At 41.4% G+C, this 17692-nt stretch carries 14 protein-coding genes; 5 read left to right on the forward strand and 9 right to left on the reverse strand.

The features are described 5' to 3' along the window. Positions 1 to 104: 104 nt before the first annotated feature. Complete coding sequence (locus tag M2408_RS12385; protein ID WP_259182216.1) at positions 105 to 1268, reverse strand: MFS transporter; 1164 nt, start codon at positions 1266 to 1268, stop codon at positions 105 to 107. Between the two features lie 34 nt (positions 1269 to 1302). After that, on the reverse strand, positions 1303 to 2541 hold the full coding sequence (locus M2408_RS12390) for a serine hydrolase (protein WP_259182219.1): 1239 nt from the start codon (positions 2539 to 2541) through the stop codon (positions 1303 to 1305). A gap of 96 nt (positions 2542 to 2637) precedes the next feature. On the opposite strand from M2408_RS12390, the gene M2408_RS12395 reads away from it, so the two are divergent. Continuing rightward, complete coding sequence (locus tag M2408_RS12395; protein WP_259182221.1) at positions 2638 to 3015, forward strand: helix-turn-helix domain-containing protein; 378 nt, start codon at positions 2638 to 2640, stop codon at positions 3013 to 3015. A gap of 220 nt (positions 3016 to 3235) precedes the next feature. Here M2408_RS12395 and M2408_RS12400 read toward each other — a convergent pair whose 3' ends face one another. Together M2408_RS12400 and M2408_RS12405 are read right to left on the reverse strand one after the other, a co-directional pair. Continuing rightward, positions 3236 to 3934, reverse strand: coding sequence for a DUF4625 domain-containing protein (locus M2408_RS12400; RefSeq protein ID WP_259182222.1), 699 nt, complete (start codon positions 3932 to 3934; stop codon positions 3236 to 3238). A gap of 11 nt (positions 3935 to 3945) precedes the next feature. Next, entirely contained in the window at positions 3946 to 4740 is a 795-nt protein-coding gene (locus tag M2408_RS12405) for a ZIP family metal transporter (RefSeq protein ID WP_259182225.1), read from the reverse strand. Between the two features lie 127 nt (positions 4741 to 4867). On the opposite strand from M2408_RS12405, the gene M2408_RS12410 reads away from it, so the two are divergent. From M2408_RS12410 to M2408_RS12420, 3 genes are read left to right on the forward strand one after another with little or no spacing between them, the layout of a single operon-like run. Beyond that, positions 4868 to 7699 carry a TonB-dependent receptor gene (locus M2408_RS12410; protein ID WP_259182227.1) on the forward strand — a complete coding sequence of 944 codons (2832 nt, stop codon included), beginning with the start codon at positions 4868 to 4870 and terminating at the stop codon, positions 7697 to 7699. Positions 7700 to 7715: 16 nt separating this feature from the next. After that, entirely contained in the window at positions 7716 to 8954 is a 1239-nt protein-coding gene (locus tag M2408_RS12415; RefSeq protein WP_259182228.1) for a DUF4876 domain-containing protein, read from the forward strand. A 34-nt stretch (positions 8955 to 8988) separates the two neighbouring features. Beyond that, positions 8989 to 10545, forward strand: a complete 1557-nt coding sequence (locus M2408_RS12420) for a DUF6850 family outer membrane beta-barrel protein (RefSeq protein ID WP_259182230.1) — start codon at positions 8989 to 8991, stop codon at positions 10543 to 10545. Between the two features lie 147 nt (positions 10546 to 10692). Here M2408_RS12420 and M2408_RS12425 read toward each other — a convergent pair whose 3' ends face one another. The 5 genes from M2408_RS12425 to M2408_RS12445 form a co-directional block, all read right to left on the reverse strand. Continuing rightward, positions 10693 to 11901 (reverse strand): APC family permease, encoded by a 1209-nt coding sequence (locus M2408_RS12425; protein WP_259182231.1) that lies wholly within the window; start codon positions 11899 to 11901, stop codon positions 10693 to 10695. Beyond that, complete coding sequence (locus M2408_RS12430) at positions 11902 to 12774, reverse strand: hypothetical protein (protein WP_259182234.1); 873 nt, start codon at positions 12772 to 12774, stop codon at positions 11902 to 11904. A 242-nt stretch (positions 12775 to 13016) separates the two neighbouring features. Continuing rightward, positions 13017 to 13268 (reverse strand): hypothetical protein, encoded by a 252-nt coding sequence (locus tag M2408_RS12435; protein ID WP_259182236.1) that lies wholly within the window; start codon positions 13266 to 13268, stop codon positions 13017 to 13019. A 266-nt stretch (positions 13269 to 13534) separates the two neighbouring features. Beyond that, positions 13535 to 15232 carry a hypothetical protein gene (locus M2408_RS12440; protein ID WP_259182237.1) on the reverse strand — a complete coding sequence of 566 codons (1698 nt, stop codon included), beginning with the start codon at positions 15230 to 15232 and terminating at the stop codon, positions 13535 to 13537. Between the two features lie 16 nt (positions 15233 to 15248). Next, positions 15249 to 15437 carry a hypothetical protein gene (locus M2408_RS12445; protein ID WP_259182240.1) on the reverse strand — a complete coding sequence of 63 codons (189 nt, stop codon included), beginning with the start codon at positions 15435 to 15437 and terminating at the stop codon, positions 15249 to 15251. 801 nt (positions 15438 to 16238) lie between these two features. On the opposite strand from M2408_RS12445, the gene M2408_RS12450 reads away from it, so the two are divergent. Continuing rightward, positions 16239 to 16826 carry an AraC family transcriptional regulator gene (locus tag M2408_RS12450; RefSeq protein WP_259182242.1) on the forward strand — a complete coding sequence of 196 codons (588 nt, stop codon included), beginning with the start codon at positions 16239 to 16241 and terminating at the stop codon, positions 16824 to 16826. The last annotated feature ends 866 nt before the right edge of the window (positions 16827 to 17692 follow it).

Consider the following 17692-nt stretch of genomic DNA (forward strand, 5'->3'; position numbering starts at 1 on the left):
ATTGATCCGACCTTTTTTATGATTTCAGATCGCAGGATAGCAGGTGGTATTAGTTTTCTTGCCCTCTATATGCAAACAAATATCTTTATATAGGAAATACAATTCTAACATTCTTGTTGTTTTGTTATCGTTCGTTTTTCTAAAAATTGTCGTAAGGCGATCATCAAAAATGCGAGGCAACCGAAGAGCATCGTGAGCCAGGGAGAAAATTCTACGCCTTTGGAAACGATGAGCCAACCGCCTACGGTCGTTCCCAATGTTACGCCAAGGTTCCCAAAGGAGGTGGCTAGGCTGTTGGCAAATTCTAATGCTTCTGGAGCCGACGAAATCATATAGGTCGACGCATTGAGGAAGCTGGGTGAATACAGAAAACCCCATAAGGCAATCGTACAAATGGTGGCAAAGGTGTTACCTCCTGAAAAGTTTAACAAGAGCGGAATGATGAGTGTACCGGATAAAAAAAATAGTGTAGTAAACGTAATATTTCGATTAAGCATTTTCCCCGCGACCCAGTTGGCAATCACCCCAATGATACCAAATACAAACAGCATATAGCTGACCATCGTGCCATCCATCGCTTTTGCTTTATTTAAATATTCGGCAAAATAACTGTAGGTGGAAAACCAGGCAGCGATCATAAAAAAATTCATGGCTGTACTGACGAGAAAGATGGGCTTGGTCAATATTTTTAGTTGGCTCCCAAAGGATTTTTTCTCTTTTACAGGCAAGGACGGAATGGTCATGTAAATGGCGCACAGGGCAATGAGGCTGACAATGGCCTGTATGGTAAAAGAGTACTTCCAGGAAGAGAGGCTGGCGATGTATGTGGCCAAGGGAACTGTCGTAACCATAGCGATTGCTACACCACTAAATACGATGCTCATAAATTCGTTTTCTTGTTTTTTGTTGCCTTGTAAAATCGCTACGGATAAGGCGGTGGCGATATAGACTGGCTGAAGGAATGCGGGTAGCACTCTAACAATGAGCAATAGCCAAAAAGGAGGAGCGAAAGAAGAGACCAGCCCAGTGACTAGAAAGATTGTAATAGCAGTTAACATGACTTTCTTTCGGTCAAATCCCGAAGCGAGTAAGGTCATAAATGGTCCTGTCAGCGCAATGACCAGGGCAAAGGCACTCAGCAGATAACCTGCTTTGTCGATGCTGATGTGATAATGTTCGGCGACCTGTGGAAGGATACCGATAATGCCAAACTCTGTCGTTATGATAGCGAGGAAGCCCAAGGCTCCAATGTAGGCGTATTTTTTCATGTGATAAAAATTGTGGATGAGCAGCTCTTAATGGCTAAAACGAAGAATAGATGACGTTTTTGTAGCGGGTGCCAAGATCCCAATAGGATGCAGGCAAGTATTCCTGTGTAAAAACAAGACCAATTAGGTTTTCCTGTGGATCCACCCAATAATGCGTATTGAAAGCTCCGCCCCAGAAAAATGTATCCACATTGGCCGAGTGGATAAATTTATTTTCGGGTGTTACCAACCAAAATCCAAGGCCAAAATAGAAATTGGGATCGCCCTGGGTGATAGCTTCCTTTGAAAGCTGGTTGCTGGTCATCAGAGCAATGGTTTTGGCACCCAAGATCCTCTTATTTTTATAACTGCCTTTATTGAGAAGCATTTGTAAAAACTTGGCGTAATCCGCAGTAGTTGAACTCAGCCCCGCGCCTCCAGATAAGATGATTCCGCTGAGCAAAGGGTAATTTACCGCGTTATTTTCGTAGATAGGTTCGATGGTTTTCTCTAATCCATGGGTTGTTTTCTTCGATACAGAAACCAGTCGGTTGGCTTTTGTTAGGGGAATATTAAAGTGGGTGTCAGTCATCTCTAGTGGTTCAAAAATACGCTCGGTGAAGAACTCATCTAAAGAATGACCACTGATCACTTCAATAAGGTAACCAAGAACATCTGTATTTAGGCCATAAGTGAATTTATAACCTGGTTCATGTAACAAAGGCATTTTAGCCAGTTTTTCTATTTGATCTTTCAATACCGCCTTATTTCCTATACCGGATAGTACACCCGCTTTGGTATAGATGGCTTGTATGCGGGGATCATCTGTGATCATTGGATAAGCGATGCCTGAACTATGAGATAGCAGGTCGCGAATGGTAATCTCCCTGTGGGCTGCCGTTGTCGTATAACTGCTGTCGCTAGGATTGAATTTGTCGAGTACTTTCGGATCCTTAAAGGTGGGGATATACTTTGAGATCGGATCGTCCAATAAGAATTTTCCTTCTTCCCAGAGCATCATGATAGCCACACTGGTAATTGCTTTTGTTTGGGATGCAATGCGAAAGATATGGTTGGTGGTTAAAGGTGCTTTGCTTTGCAGATCCGCATAACCCAGTGCTTTATTATACACGGTATTTCCATTTTTTATAATGAGGACATTGACGCCCGCGATTTCTTTTTTTTCAAGAAGTTGGTTCGATAAATGATCTAGCCTCTCGCTCATCAACCGCGTTTGTGCGGTACTATTTAACAATACTAGGCTAGCAGCAATCGTAGATATTTGTTTGTACATGATCATATAATTTAATTGTGCAAACAAAATTATCGGGTAATATTTACTTTTGTGGGGTAGGCATCTATTTGTAGGATACTAACAAATTTGTAAGTAATGGGTAAAAGAAAGGAAAGTTCAACAAATATGTTGAATGAAAGTTTTATAGTAGCGTCTTGTGATCTCACTTATGCCGTTTGCAAAGTAGGGGGGCGCTGGAAACTACTTATTCTGTGTAAACTTGAGTACGGCGCATTGCGGTTCAGTGAACTGCGTGATCAAATAAAGGTGATTACAGAGCGTATGCTTACGCTACAATTGCGTGAATTGGAACGGGATGGCTTGGTCAAAAGAACGGTTTATGCAGAAGTACCACCTCGGGTAACATATGAGTTGACGGAAGTGGCCAAGGAACTGATTCCGATCTGGGCCCAACTTAGCCAGTGGGGAAACAAACACCGAAAACTGCTCCATGAGCATGAAGTGAGCGGATAAAAATAGGATTTGTGTCACTATTGACATTACAAAATTGCGATGAGCCAGCTACCAGCATAAAAGCATAAAAAACGCTTGAACCGGGGAGATGCAAGCGTTTTAAACTAACCAATTATAAACCTAAATTATGAGTCTAAAGTAATACACATTCTGTGCCAAATTGAACCGCATGACAAAACTACAGTCGTCGCAAAGCATCATGGAGCATCTCAGATAACACTTACTTTTGAAAGGAACCTTTCGTCTGAGCGCTTTTACCGTTCATGTCGGTGATATCCAGAATGACTTCATAATTGCCCGGGGGAAAATCCGACACATCCACATGCTCATGGAAGGTGAAGTCGATTTCACCAGCGATGTTTTTCCCCTCAAATACATATTCTTTTGCTAAGGCATTCTGTTTGATGTAAACTTTAATATGCTGCACCTTCTTGGGCGCAGAGATATGGGATTCGAGATGTAAATTATCTTTTTTAGCATTGATGCCAACGTCTAATGTAGATGCGAAAGGCCTGCTGCTATCTACGGATACATTTACTTTGATTGTTTTTTCGTCGGTTTCACCATTACTGTCAATGGCTTGTATGGTAAATCCATATTCTCCAACCGGAAGGTCCGGCGGAAGTGTAATGACCTCATTAAAACGGTATTCAGTTTCACCTTTAAATTCTTCGTTATAAATTTTTTCAAATGACCAACGACCTGCATGTGCAGAAGTCAGCTTAACTTCGACAGACTTAATCTTATTTTTAAAATAAACTGTTGATGTCCAATTGATATCTTCTCCGACAAAAACATGGGCATCGCCTTTGCTGCTGCGGATTTGGAATTGATTGATACCTTCTACCTTATTTTTACAGCTGACGATAGCGATCGTTAGGATAATGATCGTTGTGAGGAAGGATGTAATTTTTTTCATTTTGCCTTTTTTTAATGTATGTGCTGTTCAGATGTTGTATGCTCATGATCATGATCATGTCCGGCATGACTGTGGCCGCCAAATAGGAGACTGCTTAGCGAAAGTATAATACCCAGCAAGACAGCAACCATTTTCTTTTTATTGAAAACATGGTGGTCAGGGGATCCGGATTCAAACAGAATGGTGGTAGAAACGTGCAGGAATATACCGATCACCACAGCCATGATCTTGTCAAAATACAATGCTAGGTTGCCAACGGCATTTTCGCTGAGGAAACGACTGGTCAAAAAGCCCGCCGGGGTCATGATTGCAAAAGCCAAAACAGAAATAAACAAAACGGTTTTTGATGATCCAGCGGCCAACAGTAATGTGCCCAAAGCAAATGCGGCGGGAATGTGATGGATGGCAATGCCAAAAACAAGGTGACTCCGCTCGGTGCTTATCAAAGGCATACCCTCCAAAAAGGCATGCAGACATAGACTTACGAGAATAGCAATCGGGAAAGACCCGATCGCATCTTTTTCTACATGGAGATGTCCATGCTCAACTCCCTGAGAAAAATGCTCCAGTAAAAGCTGAAAAAGGAAGCCTCCAAGAATATAAAGTCCAATAGTCCCGCCACTGCTTCCTGCATGCCCATATACATCGGGTATAAGGTGAAGTACCGTCAATCCAAACAAGTAGGCGCCACTAAAAGAGAGAATCAATTTAAGAAAATTGGAATTGCCTTTCTTTAAAAATAAGACACTGAGTCCACTTAGAAAAGGAGATAAAAACAGGATAGATACAATAAGAATAATATGCATTGATGATGAAATTAAAAATGTTAGATCATTTGTTATAAGGCAAATATAGGTAAGTAAATCTATAAAAGCAATATTGTTGCATTTACAAATTTTAAATTTATATTTGTCAAAAATTAGCCGAATAAAAATGATCGTTAAAAAAACAAGGTATCTACCATGTATAGTGGGGATGCTCGCGAGTATCTTTTCTACCGAGGTGCTCGCACAGGAAAACCTTCGGATGACTGGTCGGGTCTATGGGCAGGAATCTGATACTGGCCGAAAGCCGCTGGCAAATGCAACTGTTGTGATCAAGAACATAGGACTTACGACGACGACGGATAGGGATGGCAAGTTCGATTTTTCATCCATTCCCGCTGGAAAATTACAGTTACAGGTCTCTTATGTTGGACGGGTTTCCTTGGATACCCTGGTTGCTGTCGAAAATAAGAATATTGATCTTAATCTTTTGCTCCAATTGGCGAGTTTTAGACTGCAGCAGGCGGATGTGACCGCAAAAAACGAAAGTGGCCGTAATGGAACATCCTCCCTGCTCTCCCGAAATGCGCTCAACCACCTGCAGGCAAATAGCCTGGCGGATGTTATGGCACTGCTACCTGGAGGAACCGTCACAAACCAGGATCTCACGGGTAGCAAACAGCTCAATATCCGCAATGTCGTCGGAGCGAATAGTAATGCCAATGCCTTCGGAACAGGTATTCTGATCAATGGAGCACCTTTAAACAATAATGCCAATCTGCAGACAATGGCTGCGACTGTATCTGGGAATACGGCTGCATTGGCTGGAGGAGCCAGCCCCAGTGGGGGCTTTGACACTAGGTTGGTCGCTGTGGATAATATAGAATCCATCGAGGTCATACGGGGTGTGCCTGGAGTAGAACATGGTGATATCAGCAGTGGACTGGTCATCGTCAAAACTCAAGCGGGCCAAACGCCGCTGCGCGTCAGCGCAAAAACGAATTCCAACGTCTATCAATTTTCGTTGGCAAAAGGCCTGGCGCTTGGCCAGGATGCCGGTGCCTTGAATATCGCCTTGGATTATGCCAAAAATACCGATGATCCCGTGCAATCGTACCTGTATTATCAACGATTCAATGCCAGTAGCCAATACAGCAATTCGTTTTTTAACAAAAGGTTGCGGTCCAATTCGACCTTTACATTACTGTATGGTAAAGACTCCCGTACACAAAACCCGGATGATCTGGTAACCATGAAAGCTTCCGACGGTCGTGATCTTGGCGTATCCTTCAATACGGAGGGGGATGTCTCTTTTGTGGGGAAATGGCTGAAGAGCATAAACTATGTGGCCAATGTTGCCTATACAGACAAAAAAGCCTTTGCGCAGGAGCAACAGACTTCGGCAACTGCCCCTTATTCAATGACAACGGATGATGGTGTCCGATTAACCAACAAACCAGGGGTGCCCATCTATGATGTGGATGGAAACATCCTCAACACACATGGGGACAAGAATACGGACCTTTATGCGGTCTATCTGCCAAGTACTTATCTCGGGATGTACACTATTTACGGAAAAGAATTTAGCTCCTTCCTTAAAGCCAAAGCAACTTTTTTCAATCAAATCGGGCATACTGAAAATAAGTGGTCCGTCGGTGCAGATTATAGAATCAATAAAAATTATGGTAAAGGAACGGTGTTCTCCCCAACGACACCGCCATACCGCAATCTTTCTTATGTAAATTCAACCTATCGCCCACGTACTTTTAGTGATATTCCGGCATTCAACCAGCTGGGACTTTATGCCGAAAATCAGTTTTCAGCGCGTATCGCCGACCGGCAGCTTTATCTTTCGGCGGGTGTGCGCTACGATATTTTCTCCACGGCTAAACAGGCGGTATCTCCGCGGTTCAATCTGGATTATGAATTGATCCCCGGTCATTGGAACATCCGCGGCGCATACGGAAAGCTCGCAAAAGCGCCTAGCTTGCTCTACCTATATCCACAATCTGCTTACTTTGAATACATCAACATCAATGAAATGGCAGATGCTTTCATCCCCGAGGAGGAACGTATTTTCATGACAACGACACGCACATTTGAAACAGCAAATAGCTCGCTCAAAATTACTTCAAATGAGCGGATAGAATTGGGAACAGACCTGATCTTTGGTAAAAAGAAATTTTCCATAACAGCCTTCCGTGATCATTTGAAAAATGGCTATGGCATGGGACTGACACAAAATTCTTTCCGCCCGGTAAACTATATCGAATATAGAAGGACTGGTGATGAGCGCAAACCGATTTATGAGATCGCTGAAAACAACCCTGTTCTTGCCAAATTCAATGTGCCGACAAATAATAGACAAATGATGACCAAGGGCATAGAGCTTGACCTTGCGCTCGGAAGATTTGAAAAGATCCGTACGGAGTTTGCACTGAACGGTGCCTGGATCCGCAACGAAAGCTACTCAAACGACTATCATTATTTTGATGATAACAGTACCACCGGTGGGGCCGGACGTACTCATATCGCGCTTTATGATACGAATATGAACCGTTCTTATGCACAGTCAATCACTTCGACGCTAACTGCAACACACAATATACCCAAAATAGGTTTTGTGGTCACACTGCGGACCCAGGTGATCTGGAATGAGCGCAACTGGGATAAGTTTGGTAATGATTCCATTCCGGTAAAATACATTTCTAAATTGGATGGTAAGGTATATGATTTTGATGCAACAAAACGTGCAGATCCGGAATTTAAACCTTTATTGCGCAATGTAAATCAATTGGATGCTATACCGGAATCATTCGGCCCCTTACTTTCTTTTCACATCAATGTCAGTAAGGAGATCGGCAACATGGGGCGAATCTCATTCTTTGCAAACAATATGTTCAGGCATTACCAGATTGCCGAATCGAAAAGGGTCAAAGGCTATTATTACCGCAGAAATGTTCCGTACTACTTCGGGATGGAGCTGTCGTTCAAACTATAACCACAAATTTCAAATCATGTCAATAGTTAAAGTATATATCATACTCGCGGGATTATCGCTCCTGGTTTTTGGATCTTGTAAGAAGATCAATACGGCGCTGGAGGTGGATGCCGTACAATACTACCGTATTCAGGTCAATGCAAGGTCAACAGTACCCAGCATCGAGGACCTAGATGGATTAGCCGTTAAGTTTACCAATTTTAAGGAAGGCATTGTCCGGGAAGGAAAAATAGAAAATGGACAAGCAGTAATGGATAGTCTACCTCCGGGACTGTACAGCATCAATATTGCAGGCCTAAAAAAAGATAAGCTGGATGATTCCTATTACCTGAATGCCGGAGCTGTAAATTATGCGATTGTAACGAATGATCAAACACTCGATCTGCAGGTGGGGGGGCTCAAACAGAGCCCGTTGATTTTTAGCCAGATTTATTACTGTGGATCGGCACCATTCTATTTTAGGGATCAGTTTTATGAGATCTATAATAATTCCGAAGAAATCGTTTACCTGGATGGCCTTCACTTTGCGACCCTGACACCGACTATTGCAACGACAGTACTCCCGGTATGGCCAGTGGAGGATGGGAATAAATATGTTTATGCTGACCGGGTCTGGAAAATCCCAGGTAAAGGAAAGGATTTTCCTTTGCTACCAGGAGAATCCATTGATATCGCCCAGTTTGCAGCAAACCACAAACTTGCACAATATAATCGGGCTTCACCGATAGACTGTTCAACGGCAGAATTTGAGTTTAATATGGACAACCCTAATTTTCCAAACCAGCCGGCCTTGGATATGCAGCACGTGTTTTACAATGGAAATGCTTCAAAAGGATCTGTACCACAGTACCTGACCTCGGTATTTGGAGCAGCCTATGTGATCTTTCGTGTACCGGAGGGGGGAAACTGGGATCCTGTGAATGACAATAACCTGAAAACGCGTAATCTTGGTGCCACAGGTACGCAGCTGTTTGCCAAGATACCACGTACTTACCTCTGGGATGCCGTGGAGGCAGGGCACAACGCCAATATGATCACCGCCAAAAGAGTCCCGGCAGAAGTAGATGCAGGTATGACCTATGTCGGGGCTACCTATATCGGACAGGCTGTAGCACGTAAGGTGCGAGAGCAAAAAAATAATGGTGCACCTTTTTTTATGGACACCAACAACAGTACGGATGATTTTGAACGCAATGTCATACCGCAGTTCAGAAGAAATGGCGAGAAAAAGCCCAGCTGGAGCCCTTCAAAATAGGTAAATGAATACAGTTAAATAGCAATGAATAACAATGAAATCCTCTTTAAATAATCTATATATAACCCTGATAGGTCTATTGTTGGGGTCAAATGTTTTGGCGCAGGAGCCATCGAACCCCTTGGATCCGGCAAAGGCCTTCTTAAACGAACAACGCCGGCTCTGGAAGAATCAGGGAAGTGCAGCTGCGCTGAGGTTGGATACCATCATAAGGTACTCAACATTGAATATTGGTCATTATGCTTACAGCGGCAATTATCGTCGTCCACAGCAGCCCAAGTCAGGGGATGAACAATCTCTCTCTACCTGGGGCAATATTACCCTTGGTAAGTTTTATGTAGAAGGAGGATTTGGCTATTCCCGGGAAAATTTAAGACAGGTCGGTTTTAATGCTTCCATCATCGACCCTTATCGGGGGATGCCCTATTTGGTAGCCGATACAAATGCGAGTGACTGGCGTAATCAGCATTATGCACTCGACTTCAGAATTGCCTCCCCAATATATCATAACCATTGGTCCTTGGGACTGGAAGGTCGCTATAATGCATCATCAGGTGCAAAACAGCGCGACATCCGGTCGGAAAATTATTATTACTCCCTATACCTGAGCCCAAGTCTGATGTATCACAATGGAAGACATCACCTAGGGACGAGTTTTATTTATCAGGACACAAAAGAGGAGTCTTCACAGTCTCTGGTGAATGTATATGTAAACCAACAATATTACTCCCTCTTGGGCTTGGGACATGCTGTCGCGGCGCTCGGTGGTGGGGGAGTCTATAATTACCAAAATGAATCGAGAGGACTTGGACTTCATTATGAATACAGTGGCCCCATTCGTGCACTATTCAGTGGAAGTTATAGATGGGAAGCCGAAGACGTCAACAGTTCATATAGTAACCCAATGCCGGTAGGCACCGTCTCGAGAAAAATCCTGTCTGTCAACACCGCATTCTTGAAGGAAAATGATACGCAGCTCCACCGTTTGGACGCCAATTTTTGGTCTCGCGAAATGAAGGGGATAGAGTATGTTGTAAAAAGGGTAAACCAGGAAAATCAAAATTATTGGGATATCCTGTCCAAGGATGTCAGGTCAACCTATAAAGCCCGTTCCGCTGAAGTAAACTATACCTTTCTTAAAAAAAGTAAAATTGGATATGATTGGAAATTTAATGTTGGCCTGCAATATCAACAGACGGATGACCGCTATAACATACCGGGGAGTTACAGGAAAACGGAAACACTTTTATATCAACTGACAGCGGCAAGGCAGCTGCGTTTATCGCCGCGTCTAGCGCAGGTGCTGATGCTGGGCCTCGAGGCGTCTTATCGTCATAACATCGCAGCAGATTATGTATATAAAGGTAATTTCCCGGAATACCCTATAGTAAATCAGCTGGAGATGGGGGATATAGCTTGGTTTCAGGCGAATGTACTGGCGTTGCAGGTGCCTATCCGCTATTCGCGTCGTATAAAAGAAAAGGCAAAACCATACGTTTACATCCAGACTGAGGGTAATCTGATCATGCCTTCAGGCAGCTTTTATCAGGATCGTACCGCCTACAGACTTACACTTGGTTTAAATTTCTAAAGGAGCGTGAAAACAGGGAAAGTATTCATAGGGTAGCATATAACATGCTTCGCATGATAGCGCTGAAAAATGGCGTTGTAGGAGATATGGGTAAATGTTGAATAAAAAGGGGCTGTCCAAAAAATTGTTGGACAGCCCCTTGATAGGCTAAAGGAAAGACTTTAGCGCTGAATAGAAAAGGTAAGTATTGGATAGGCCGATGACGAGGCAATAGCTTATCGCGCAGATCTTGACAAAGCGGGATAAGCTACTGGGATTTCCTAACCTCTTATCTTGGATAAAGAGCCCAAATACAACCGCGACCGAACACAAGGATAATATAACCGATGTAATTGCCAGTATGAGCTCAAAGGATGCGATCCAGATAAACAAAAGACTGATACAGGCCAGAATGACTATATGCTTTCGAGGAACCTCTTGGGGCAATAGGGATCCCTTCAGTAGCTCCTCCATTTTCATGGAAACACGTGATCCAGCCCATACCATAGCACTGATACCGGATACAAGTAATAGGGCAATAAGGTAGGAAAATAGGGCCCCGAATTTGTTGCCCAAAATATTTTTGGCAGCAACCTCACCGACTTGTACGACTCCTTGCAGCTCCTGAATTCCAGACGAAGTTAGAAACACAAAATTCAACAATAGATAGAGCAGTGTCACAATGGTTACCGATAAAAATAATGACCGGTAAAGAACAGCTTCCTGGCGGATTTCCCGAAAAATATAAATGCTGGCATTCCATCCTGAATAGGCGTAATGGACATATATAAAGGAAAGCATATAAGGTACGGAGAAGATTGTTTCCAGATCTTGTTTATGGGGAAGGGTAGCTATACCGGAACGATTTCCTATCCACAAACCACAGCAGATAAAACCCACTAAGATCAATATCTTAAAAACGGAAGAAACGGATTGCAAGATAGTGCTGGTGCCGATATTGACAGAATGAGCCATGCTAATTCCAATAACCAGGATCGAAGCTACCATTGTCTTATCAGGGGAACTGTTGGAGAACATGTAATTTGCAAATGCCAGCGCCGAGAGGGCAATGGGGGCGGCAAAACCAAAAATTAGGCTGATAATTCCTGTCAAATAGGAAGCTTTGCGACCATAAAGCTGGCTCACAAAATACGTTTCTCCTCCTGAATCCGGGAAATAGCGAATGAGCTGTCTATAGCTTACTGCTCCGCAAAATGCAGTAACTCCACCGATAAACCATAACAGCATAATCGGAAATGCGGATGTAACTCCCTTTAGCTGAAACCCCAAACTTGTAAAGACCCCTGTACCCACCATATTGGCGACAATAAGGGATATTGATCCCATGAGGCCTACTTTTTCCTGTTTTTTGATCATTTACTTTTTATGCTGTGCCTCATAAAAATCTTTGATCAGGTCGTAGGCGCGCAATGTGCTGTCCCTATTGAGATAGGCTCCGCGAATTGATTTGTAGTTTTTAAGTACTTGCTGAGCGCGCTTGTAAATAGTGGAGTCCAAGGCTGAAGTGACATGGTCTTTCGGATAGGCATACACAAAGCTGCCTGTTGCATGGCCATAGGTTGGGATTTGGAAAAACTTGCGCTCCACGTGATTCCCGGTGCTGTCGGACTGCTGAAAAGCCCTGACAAAAAAATCCACGGCGTAATCTGGGTAACCAAACAGATAACCATATCCCCGCAGTCTTTCATAACGTTTTTCGTATTCATTTACAGTAAGTAGTACTGCCGGATCCGTACCAGGAACAAAACCGTATTGTCCAAAAAATGATTTCTTGCTATTTAACACACTGTCTAAAGCGGAAATGCGTACGACAGTAACCTGTAAAATCCTGCTTTTGGCATATGCTGTCTTATAAGGAACCATCACAAATTTGAGCCCCGGAATGTCAATACTGTTGATCGCCTGTTGAATCTGGCTGATTGTATCCAAATCGCGAAACTGTTGATTTGACCTTAAAATATGCTCGTCCAATTTTCGTGTGCTATCGCTATTGCCCACTGGGAAATTGAATGCGACCACGCTACTCATGGGCTTAATAGTGCCGAGAATAGTGTATAATGCCTCACCGTCGAGCCCTACCTGTAAGATAGAATCCCTTAATCGCTCGATCGTATTTTTACTTTTTCTCGCAGACAAGCCTTTATTAGGAATAGTAGAACAGGAATTAACAAAGGCTGTGACCAAAATGCACAGTAGTAGGAGTACGAATAACCGCTGACCAAACTTCATATCGATAATATTAAGTGTTGTATTGATTGCAAATGTAATAAAATACTTAATAAAAGCAATATTGTTGCATTTGTATATTTTAAAAGTATGCAAATACATCCTAACCTGCAATCATGACTCAGGTTATTTCAATAGGAGGGTAAGGGGGGAGCTTAAATCCTTTTGAGCATAGCTATACAGCCTGTATAGCTATGCTCAAAAGGATTATTGGTTCGCCTTAAATGAGGTTGTTGTTAAGGCGATTAAAGGTCAGGGTTTGGTGTTGTATTTTCAGTTGTTTCTTTTTTTTCTTTAGGTATTTTCAATGCCTCTTTCTTTAGTTTTTGTATTTTCTTTAAGACTTTAATGATACTGGACGGTGGAACTTGGTATTTATCGACAGCTTCTTCCAATAATAAATATCCTTCCATAATGCCCGAAACAGCTAACTGAAGCCTTTCTTTAAATGGTGGTTTAGCGGGATCCGAAGGCTCCATTTGATGGTGCTTTTTCATAGTTATTAATATATGATTAAATAGTTAATAATATTGAAATAATGGCTAGTTATTTCTTTCTGCTTTTAGACTTGAATATTCCAGTTGTAGTTGAGTGAAATTTCTGCACATAGAAGTACCAGTACCGCAGACTTTGTTAAGGGTAGCAATTTAATGGACCCAAAATAAATCGGATCCCCATAATTACTTGTAATATATAGAGATCCGATTAAAGATCGTCGTTAAACTGAATGGTAGCAGGCAGTACCTGCGGAGCTATTTTAATATCAATTATTTACGATTTGCCGTACGCAACGGATATTTCGGCCTTCGGATTTGTTGAGGTTTGGATAAGTGACATTTCCCCAGGAGAATAACCAGGCAATTCTTGTGAATGATGATCTGACAGCATAAGCTGTAGTTGAATTTGCATTGTCTGATGTCCAATAATGGCATTCTCCCGAAGCGAATGCTCCTAATGCGATACCGCCCGGACTACCTGTTACCGTACCACCGGTTGTGCGGTAGCCACCAAAGGACAATACGAGGTTATTATCGTCATAGGCAGCATTTGCCGGATTATCACTATCGCGCTGCCATACATAGGCATATTGAGCGCCCCAAAATAAACCTAATACCTCTTGCTTGTCATCTGGCTGGCCGATAGACTCCCATTCTGCTTTGGTAGACATGCGCCAGGTCCCTGCAGGATAAACAGATACACAGGGATCTACATTGGACGTAGCACTATTTGGCGTAGATGATTTCCAATTCCAAAACTCCGTATCTCTGGTCGCGGACGTCGAACCTCCAGGATTGGATTTTAATCGATAACTGTCCGTATGGGAGCTGTTATAGATAAGATTCGATCGAGCCCATAGTACACCTTTGACTTTTACAGGTGATTCGATCAAGCGTATATTCAGTGCATAGGTGGAACCTATAGTAGGTGTGTAAGCTCCTGGATAAGTATATAATGGCGGTGCAAAAGTACGGACCCGTGAATCGTCCAAGTTGATTTTTAGTGTGTTAAATTTAATTTTAAAGTTGTTGGCATTGATCGCATCCGTATTTAAGGTGTAAAAATTTGCCACTTTGACCGTTCCCGCCGGATTACCACTCTCTGCGATCATCTCTGGACCCAAAACAGCTTTATTGACATCAACTACCTGGGCAAATTGACCTGTTAATACATTAAAATCGCCCATTTTTAGGACAGTTGTATTTGTACTGTTTTTGACTAACGTGACGCTTGTATTATTTTCTATTGTGCCAAATAATCCCCTTACATTTAATTTGACCTGAATTCTGGCAGTCATCCTTTTGAATATAATATCCAAATAGTTGGGGCCGTCAAGAGCGTCGAATGAACCCGAAGCATATAAAACGTCCTTATTTTCTAATCCCGCACGTGCAATAACACCGTTACTGCCCATGGTCGGAACGGTGCCGTTCTTTTCATTGAGAGAAACGGCATACCAGGTATATTTTTTATAGGCAACGAGTTGTATCTGTGGATTTGTACCAGAGGTCGCGACCTGATTGAAAATTTGCGTATTGGTGTTGTCGTATATCAAAAGACGAAATTTAACACCGATATCCATTAGAGAGGCTGTAGCAGCTCTCAATCCGCCTGTTGCGGCCTTAGCAGTCTCCGTGTCCGCGATAGTTGGAACATTATTGCTAATAGTAGGTGTTTGTAAAGCTGATCCTTGTTCAAAATCGATCAAGGCATCTACGTCGCCCAATGAAACAATTGGATGACCCAGCGTACTGGATTTTTCTTTGCCGGATGTATTTATCGATCCTTGTTTTGAAGGGTTCTCGACAATGACTTCCTCAATTCCCTTCACGCCGACATTAAGTACAGCGCCTTTTTCAGGTAACACCTGTTCGTCTTTTGAAGAACATGATGTGACGGATACAAAAATACCCCCGATCATGAATAGACAAATGAATCTTGTGGTTATATTCTTTAGTAACATATGCTTCGCTTTTTTATTATAGATCAAAGTCTTTGTTTTGGGACCCCTTATCGGTCCAGTCTTCTACCTTAGGCTGATTTGGCGTGGTTGAATCTCCGGGGTTAACAGTTCCCGTCGATGTTGCCGCAATACCCTGCTCCATTTCAAGCACAAGCATGCTGACAGTTGGGGCCTTGTAAGGAATGTGTTTTTGCGTTCTTTTCATATTTAAAAAAAATTTATAATCACCTCATTCTTTAATTAGAATAAAATATATTTATACATTGGAGAACCTTCGCCATTCAATAATTAAAAATATTAAGATGACTTTTCAAAGGCGTTTCAGCCAATATCGTTTGTAAAATCGTTTAGTAAACCTGTAAACCTAGTTCGTTGATATGAAGCAAAATTGAGCAAAACAAACCCACTGCCACTATATTGATGGATACAGCTGGCTTTCTTTTTTTTAAAAAAAATATAGTAATAGCATGGAAAACCAAAGGACAATGGGTTAAATTAAGGTAGATGATGGTATTCTTTGCTAGTTTAAATAATTGTTCCAACACAATATTTTCTTAAATGAGAAATAAAATTTCAGTTATTGGATATATTTTTAAAACCCTAATAAGTAGTTTATTACGAAAGTTTGTAGTATATGTACTACAATAACTATAATTTAATTCTTAAAAACCTATAAAGTATAAGAGTAAACTCTCCCTTGTTTGCTACAACTATGTCTTAAAAAATTGTTTTACTATACTTCTCTGATAGGATTTGAATAAATATCAGGTAGGGTTAGATGACTTAGGAAAATTGGCGGATAAAAGGGGAGGAAATACTGAATATTTGCATTTGTAGCTATTCCGTTAAATTTTGTCAGCATATCGCTACATGTCGGATTATTGAGCTCAAACAGTATTCGCTGTTATAACATTTTTATGGAAATTAGATGTTGTAAGTCTACTCGCTGTTTTTGGAGTTGATTTATTGAGATTGCGAACCTCACTTTAATAGTCAACAAATAAATATGGAAAGTAATTATCATCATCTATTTATTCTGATTAATGTAAGCCTCTTAATGATTAACATTGTATTGTTGCTTATTTCTGTTAAACAATATCTATATGAGAAATCTAAACCGGGCGAATTCATTGAACCCGAGCAATCCTTGGCTATTGAGTCCGACGGTACCCTTGCAAATAGCGATGTGCCCAATGAGTACTTGAAAGAGGATTCAAAACGCAGCGATGTGTTGATAAGCAAGATTACCGAAGATCGTTTGTTGCAGGAATTTGAGAAAGCTCAAGCAAATTTGTTTTTCCTAAAGAGAAGCGTAAGTCTAAATGATGTAGCTGATCTGCTCGGGACTAACCAGCGCTATGCATCCTTTATTATAAATAAATATTTTGGCTTGGATTTTAACAGTTACGTACAACAGGCCCGTATTAAATACCTGATCGAATGCGTAGAACATGATCCAAATTTGTTAAAGATGAAGTTCTCCGTCCTTGCAGATAAGGCCGGATTTTCAAGTATCAGTAAATTTTCTTCTGTGTTTAAGGCTGTAATAGGAATTCCCCCTTCTGCATACTTTCAGCGTTTGCGTATGAGATAGCGATACGTAAAATATTCAATTACTCTACTACCTTATTAGGATCTTCAATATCCTAATAATTTAGCGCTTTTCATGTATAACTACCAATAAAACGTTATACGAAAACGTATCATTCCCATGATTTATCGTTCTTCAGAGTGCTAATATCTCGAATACAGGTAATTGCGCATGAACTAGCCGAAATGTTGACGACATAAGACATTTAACTTTGGATTGAGACTATCTTCTACTGTGATATTTTGTAACCCCTATTTTCTATAATTAACATGCACCCCTATGCGCTAGAAAGGCTTGTTTTTTGGCTAATGCTGTTAGATAAACTGATATTTTCTACAGTGCTACTTGATATCCTTTTTTACAATGTGTATAAATATGCATGCACTAGAAAGGTTTGTTTTTTTTTGGGGGGTAATACTTTGGGATAGAATATATTATGGTCATTCAACAGGTCAGGAAAAAATGTATTGAGCAATCCTCATAAAGAATATTTACTGTTTGTCAATTGGTGGGTAAATGGGGTGACGGTTGATAATTGGCTAATCTGTAGCTACTGTACTACAGGTGTTTACTATTCGGTTTTATCAAGGAGAGAGCTTTGTTTTCATTACCTGAAATTCACTGTCTATTTACAGAAAATTATGGTTTTTAACAGGTACTTAAAGTTATAGAAAAGCTTTATTTCTTTTCATTAGGAACAATATTACCAAGTCAGATGGGGCTAGGGTACATTTTTTTTTGAAAATGGAAAGTCTGGTTTGGTCATGGTTATATTGAGCGGAAAGTTTGTTTTATTCAATTTTGTTTCGAATAAAATAGCAAGTGTACTAAACAAATATTTTTGACCGAAATGACTTTGAAAAAGACAA

Origin of the sequence: Sphingobacterium sp. BIGb0165, assembly GCF_024810095.1 — a bacterium.
Classification (GTDB): domain Bacteria; phylum Bacteroidota; class Bacteroidia; order Sphingobacteriales; family Sphingobacteriaceae; genus Sphingobacterium; species Sphingobacterium detergens.

Bases quoted from the DNA above. Each gene is read 5' to 3' on its own strand.
- M2408_RS12420 (WP_259182230.1), top strand. From the start codon at position 8,989: ATGAAATCCTCTTTAAATAATCTATATATAACCCTGATAGGTCTATTG.
- M2408_RS12400 (WP_259182222.1), bottom strand. From the start codon at position 3,934: ATGAAAAAAATTACATCCTTCCTCACAACGATCATTATCCTAACGATC.
- M2408_RS12440 (WP_259182237.1), bottom strand. From the start codon at position 15,232: ATGTTACTAAAGAATATAACCACAAGATTCATTTGTCTATTCATGATC.
- M2408_RS12415 (WP_259182228.1), top strand. From the start codon at position 7,716: ATGTCAATAGTTAAAGTATATATCATACTCGCGGGATTATCGCTCCTG.
- M2408_RS12390 (WP_259182219.1), bottom strand. From the start codon at position 2,541: ATGTACAAACAAATATCTACGATTGCTGCTAGCCTAGTATTGTTAAAT.
- M2408_RS12395 (WP_259182221.1), top strand. From the start codon at position 2,638: ATGGGTAAAAGAAAGGAAAGTTCAACAAATATGTTGAATGAAAGTTTT.
- M2408_RS12425 (WP_259182231.1), bottom strand. From the start codon at position 11,901: ATGATCAAAAAACAGGAAAAAGTAGGCCTCATGGGATCAATATCCCTT.
- M2408_RS12410 (WP_259182227.1), top strand. From the start codon at position 4,868: ATGATCGTTAAAAAAACAAGGTATCTACCATGTATAGTGGGGATGCTC.
- M2408_RS12385 (WP_259182216.1), bottom strand. From the start codon at position 1,268: ATGAAAAAATACGCCTACATTGGAGCCTTGGGCTTCCTCGCTATCATA.
- M2408_RS12430 (WP_259182234.1), bottom strand. From the start codon at position 12,774: ATGAAGTTTGGTCAGCGGTTATTCGTACTCCTACTACTGTGCATTTTG.
- M2408_RS12450 (WP_259182242.1), top strand. From the start codon at position 16,239: ATGGAAAGTAATTATCATCATCTATTTATTCTGATTAATGTAAGCCTC.
- M2408_RS12445 (WP_259182240.1), bottom strand. From the start codon at position 15,437: ATGAAAAGAACGCAAAAACACATTCCTTACAAGGCCCCAACTGTCAGC.
- M2408_RS12405 (WP_259182225.1), bottom strand. From the start codon at position 4,740: ATGCATATTATTCTTATTGTATCTATCCTGTTTTTATCTCCTTTTCTA.
- M2408_RS12435 (WP_259182236.1), bottom strand. From the start codon at position 13,268: ATGAAAAAGCACCATCAAATGGAGCCTTCGGATCCCGCTAAACCACCA.